Source organism: Stenotrophomonas sp. STEN020, from assembly GCF_056760195.1.
Genome location: NZ_JBRREI010000108.1, coordinates 1 through 4536, shown reverse-complemented (window position 1 = coordinate 4536; position 4536 = coordinate 1). Strand labels below are relative to the sequence as shown.

Annotated in this window: 3 protein-coding genes; 1 reads left to right on the top strand and 2 read right to left on the bottom strand. The window is 66.8% G+C overall.

Annotated elements, in window-relative coordinates:
- Positions 1–220 precede the first annotated feature (220 nt).
- Together rho and trxA are read right to left on the bottom strand one after the other, a co-directional pair.
- Entirely contained in the window at positions 221–1987 is a 1767-nt protein-coding gene (rho, locus tag ACVOLZ_RS22160) for a transcription termination factor Rho (RefSeq protein ID WP_481518017.1), read from the bottom strand.
- Between the two features lie 225 nt (positions 1988–2212).
- Positions 2213–2542: a thioredoxin TrxA gene (gene trxA, locus ACVOLZ_RS22155; RefSeq protein WP_057628040.1), complete on the bottom strand. Its 330-nt coding sequence runs from the start codon at positions 2540–2542 to the stop codon at positions 2213–2215.
- Positions 2543–2738: 196 nt separating this feature from the next.
- On the opposite strand from trxA, the gene rhlB reads away from it, so the two are divergent.
- A complete protein-coding gene (gene rhlB / locus ACVOLZ_RS22150) occupies positions 2739–4403 on the top strand; it encodes an ATP-dependent RNA helicase RhlB (RefSeq protein WP_481518016.1) in 1665 nt (554 codons plus the stop codon).
- Positions 4404–4536: the final 133 nt, after the last annotated feature.

Here is a 4536-nt window from a genome sequence, read left to right as displayed (position 1 = left end):
ACACCGGCCCCCCCGGCGCCCCCCCCCCCCGGCCACCCCCCCCCCTCGGGTTTTGCCCCCCCCCTGGGCGGGGGGCCCCCCCCCCCACCCCCCCCCCCCGCTCGGCGCGGGGCTCTACAGGTAGGGCTGACACCCCGAAGCTGGCTTCGTCGTCCCAATCAAAACACAACAAAAACCCCGCTTTCGCGGGGTTTTTGTCTGCAGCCGACTCCAACCGGAATCAGCGCTTCATCGAGCCGAAGAACTCGTCGTTGGACTTGGTGTTCTTCATCTTGTCGAGCAGGAACTCCATCGCGGCGATTTCGTCCATCGGGTGCAGCAGCTTGCGCAGGATCCAGATCTTCTGCAGCAGCTCCGGTTCGATCAACAGGTCTTCGCGGCGGGTGCCGGAACGGTTGATGTCGATGGCCGGGTACACGCGCTTCTCGGTGATGCGACGGTTCAAATGCACTTCGCTGTTGCCGGTGCCCTTGAATTCTTCGTAGATCACTTCGTCCATCTTCGAGCCGGTTTCAACCAGCGCGGTAGCGATGATGGTCAGCGAGCCGCCTTCTTCAACGTTGCGTGCGGCACCGAAGAAACGCTTCGGGCGGTGCAGGGCGTTGGCGTCCACACCACCGGTCAGCACCTTGCCAGAGCTGGGCACGACGTTGTTGTAGGCGCGGGCCAGACGGGTGATCGAGTCGAGCAGGATCACCACGTCCTTCTTGTGCTCGACCAGGCGCTTGGCGCGCTCGATCACCATTTCGGCAACCTGCACGTGGCGCGCGGCCGGCTCGTCGAAGGTCGAGGAGACCACTTCGCCGCGCACGGTGCGCTGCATTTCGGTCACTTCTTCCGGGCGCTCATCCACCAGCAGCACGATCATGTGCACTTCCGGGTGGTTGGTGGTGATGGCCGTGGCGATCTGCTGCATCATCATCGTCTTACCGGCTTTCGGCGGCGAGACGATCAATGCGCGCTGGCCCTTGCCCTGCGGTGCCATCAGGTCGAGGATGCGACCGGTGATGTCTTCCGAGGAGCCGTTGCCGCGCTCAAGCGTGAAGCGCTTGCGCGGGAACAGCGGGGTCAGGTTTTCGAACAGCACCTTGTTCTTCGAGGCTTCGATCGGCTCACCGTTGATGGTGTCCACGATCGACAGCGCGAAGTAGCGCTCGCCGTCCTTCGGAAAACGGATGCGGCCGGACAGGTGGTCACCGGTGCGCAGGTTGAAGCGGCGGATCTGGCTGGGCGAGATGTAGGTGTCATCCGGGCCGGCCAGGTAGCTGGCTTCGGCCGCACGCAGGAAGCCGAAGCCGTCCGGCAGGATTTCCAGCACGCCGTCGGCAGCAACGCCGTCGCCATGACGGGTCAGCACCTTGAGCAGGGCGAAGATCACGTCCTGCTTGCGGGCACGTGCCACGCCTTCGGAAATCTGCAGCTGTTCGGCGATTTCCAGCAGCTTCTGCGCCGGCATCCGCTTCAGGTCGCTGAGCGAATACACCGGGAAGCCTTCCGGCACGCTCGGCATCGAGCGCGGGACGAAATTGTCATTGCCGCCTTCGTTGCCCATGCCGTTGTCGTCACGCGGACGGTTGCGGTCACGGTCGCGACGGTTGCGGAAGCGGTCGCGGCGGTTGCCCTGACCTTGGCCCTGGCCCTGCTGATTGTTCTGGCCGTAACGCTGCTGGTTGTTGCCTTCGCCGCCGTCCTGGCCACCCTGTGCGGCGTTGTCGCCGCCAGAGCTTGCGGCCGGGGCCTGGCCTTCATTGCTGGACGCCGTCGCGGCGGGCGCGGGGGGCGGAGCAACCGGGGCAGGTGCGGGTGCGGGTGCGGCAGCCACCGGCGCCGGAGCGGCCGGAGCAGCTGGCAACGGCAGGGCCGGCTGGGCGGGAGCAGAGGCACCGCTGTCGGCGCTTTCAACTGCTTTGGCAACACGCGGCTTGCGCACGCGCTTCTCGACAGGAGCGTCGGTGCTCCCGGTTTCGGAAGGAGTGTTCTCGGACAAGTGCTTGATTCCTCTCGCTTGGATGTGCGAGCGCCCTGCGGGGCTGCGAATTGGTTGGGATGGTCCGGACGAGAACCCGTCCAGAGGGTGCGGCACGCGAATGCTGCCGGATGTAGCGACACTAACACCGCCAAACGTGGCGGCGCAAGCGCCTGCAAAACCCTGTTGGGCCGCGGTCAGGCTGGCCCGGTGTCCGGCGGCACGGGGCCGCCGGACCGTGCTGGATCAGACCAGCGCCTTGTCGATCATCTGGCTCAGCTGGCCCTTGCCGACTGCGCCGATCTGGGTGGCCTGGATCTGGCCATCCTTGAACAGCAGCAGCATCGGGATCGAGCGCACGTGGTACTTGATCGCGGTGGCGCGGTTCTCGTCCACATTGACCTTGGCGATCTTCAGCTTGCCGTCGTAGGCATCAGCCAATTCGTCCAGAACCGGGGAAATCATCTTGCACGGGCCGCACCATTCAGCCCAGAAATCCACCAGGACCGGTTCGCTCGATTGCAGGACGGCGCTGTCGAAGTCGGCGTCGCCGACGTGTAAAACCTTATCGCTCACTTGGAGTCTCCTGGTGCAATGCGACTGCCCATGCCGGGTTGGCGGTCGCATTGCGGTAAACTGGGGCATTGCGCGGACAGTGGGCAGGGCCCAGGTGTCGCGCGACCCGGCGCAGGGGCCGCAGTGTGCGACGGTGCCCGAATCGATGCAAGCTGCCCGGCCACACTGACCGGCTGGCACTACAAAGACGAAACCAATGAGCGACAAACCGCTAACCGACGTGACATTTTCCTCCTTCGACCTGCAGCCGGCGTTGCTGGCGGGCCTCGAAGGCGCGGGTTTTACCCGCTGCACCCCCATTCAGGCACTGACCCTGCCGGTGGCTCTGCCGGGCGGCGACGTCGCCGGCCAGGCCCAGACCGGCACCGGCAAGACGCTGGCCTTCCTGGTCGCCGTGGCCAACCGCCTGCTGACCCGTCCGGCGCTGGCTGACCGCAAGCCGGAAGATCCGCGCGCGCTGATCCTGGCGCCGACCCGCGAGCTGGCCATCCAGATCCACAAGGACGCGATGAAGTTCGCCGCCGACACCGGCCTGCGCTTCGCGTTGGTCTACGGTGGCGTGGATTACGACAAGCAGCGCGAGCTGCTGCAGCAGGGCGTGGACGTGATCATCGCCACCCCCGGCCGCCTGATCGACTACGTCAAGCAGCACAAGGTGGTTTCGCTGCACGCCTGCGAGATCTGCGTGCTGGACGAAGCCGACCGCATGTTCGACCTGGGCTTCATCAAGGACATCCGCTTCCTGCTGCGGCGCATGCCCGAGCGCACCACGCGCCAGACCCTGCTGTTCAGTGCCACCCTCAGCCATCGCGTGCTGGAGCTGGCCTACGAGCACATGAACGAGCCGCAGAAGCTGGTGGTGGAGACCGAAAGCATCACCGCCGACCGCGTCCGCCAGCGCATCTACTTCCCGGCCGACGAAGAAAAGCTGCCGCTGCTGATCGGCCTGCTGTCGCGCAGCGAAGGCGCGCGCACCATGGTGTTCGTCAACACCAAGGTGTTCGTCGAGCGCGTTGCACGCGCGCTGGAAAAGGCCGGTTACCGTGTTGGCGTGCTGTCCGGCGACGTGCCGCAGAAGAAGCGTGAGAGCCTGCTCAACCGCTTCCAGAAGGGCCAGCTGGAAATCCTGGTGGCCACCGATGTGGCCGCACGCGGCCTGCATATCGACGGCATCAAGTACGTCTACAACTACGACCTGCCGTTCGACGCCGAAGATTACGTGCACCGTATCGGCCGTACCGCGCGTCTGGGCGAAGAGGGTGATGCGATCAGCTTTGCCTGCGAGCGCTATGCGATGAGCCTGCCGGACATCGAGGCCTACATCGAGCAGAAGATCCCGGTCGAAGCCGTCACCACCGAACTGATGACCGCGCTGCCGCGTCCCGAACGTGCGCCGCTGCCTGAAGGCGAAGAAGGTGAAAGCGTTGGTGCCATCTTCCGCGAAGCCCGCGAGCAGAAGGCCGCTGACGAAGCCCGTCGTGGCGGTGGTCGCACTGGCAGCAAGCCCGGTGAACGCCGTGGCGAGCGCAGCGCCGACGGCAAGCCGCGTCCGCCGCGCAAGCCGCGCGTCGAAGGCGCCCCGGCCAATGCCGAAGCCACGCCCAAGCCGCCGCGTCCGGCCGCAGAAGGTGCGCCGAATGCCGCCAACAGCCCGGCAGTGGAAGGCGAGCGCGCGCCGCGCAAGCGCCGTCGCCGTCGTCACGGTCGCCCGGTCGAGGGTGCCGAAGGTGCAGCACCGGCAGTGGCCAGCAACAACGGCCCGGTGCAGGTACAGGCCAAGCCGATGCGTGCTGGCAACGACAGCGATTCGTTCCTGACCCGCCTGGGCCGCAAGATCCGCCGGATGCTGTCCGGCAGCTGATAGCCGCGAGCCTGTAGTGGGGGGGGGGGGGGGGGGGGGGGCGGCCCGCCCCCGCGGCCAGCCGAAGGGGGGGGGGGGGGGGGGGGGGGGGGGTGGGGGGGGGGGGGGGGGGGGGGGGGGGGGGGGGGGGGGG